The organism is Clostridium sp. C105KSO13, from assembly GCF_001517425.1.
In the GTDB taxonomy this organism is placed as follows: Bacteria; Bacillota; Clostridia; order Lachnospirales; family Lachnospiraceae; genus Muricomes.
Genome location: NZ_FBWL01000012.1, coordinates 1 through 436, shown reverse-complemented (window position 1 = coordinate 436; position 436 = coordinate 1). Strand labels below are relative to the sequence as shown.

General features: G+C 40.4%; 1 pseudogene. It reads left to right on the top strand.

Annotation, left to right across the window (positions count from 1 at the left end):
• Nucleotides 1-314 (top strand): annotated as a pseudogene (locus BN3456_RS00035) (hypothetical protein); the annotation flags it as partial.
• Nucleotides 315-436 lie beyond the last annotated feature (122 nt).

Here is a 436-nt window from a genome sequence, read left to right as displayed (position 1 = left end):
ATAAGGCCGGTTTTTTGCCACTTTTCAAAAATGATATACCGGGGTTTTCGGTGGAGGAACACACGAATGCAGCCGACTGGTGGTCTGAAGACAGCCTGCTTGATCCCTGGGAGTGGAGAGGAATCATAACAAGGGGCGGAAAAGCTGCCTATGGAAAATTCTTTTATGGCAAAGCAGGATTTATTTCAAAACAATGGTTTCCTTACTTTGCCAACTACCGAAGGGATGGGTACGACTTTGATTCGCTGTGGGAGGATAAAAAGGCTTCCATGCGGCAGAAAAAGGTCATGGATTTATTTGAGGATGAAATATAATGGTCTCATAATTTAAGACACTTTTTCGGACAGATTTTAATGAATCTGATATACTAAAACCAGTATGAAAGAAAGGATTCATTGCTATGTCCAGACAAAGAAGAAACTTTAGTGCTAAATTT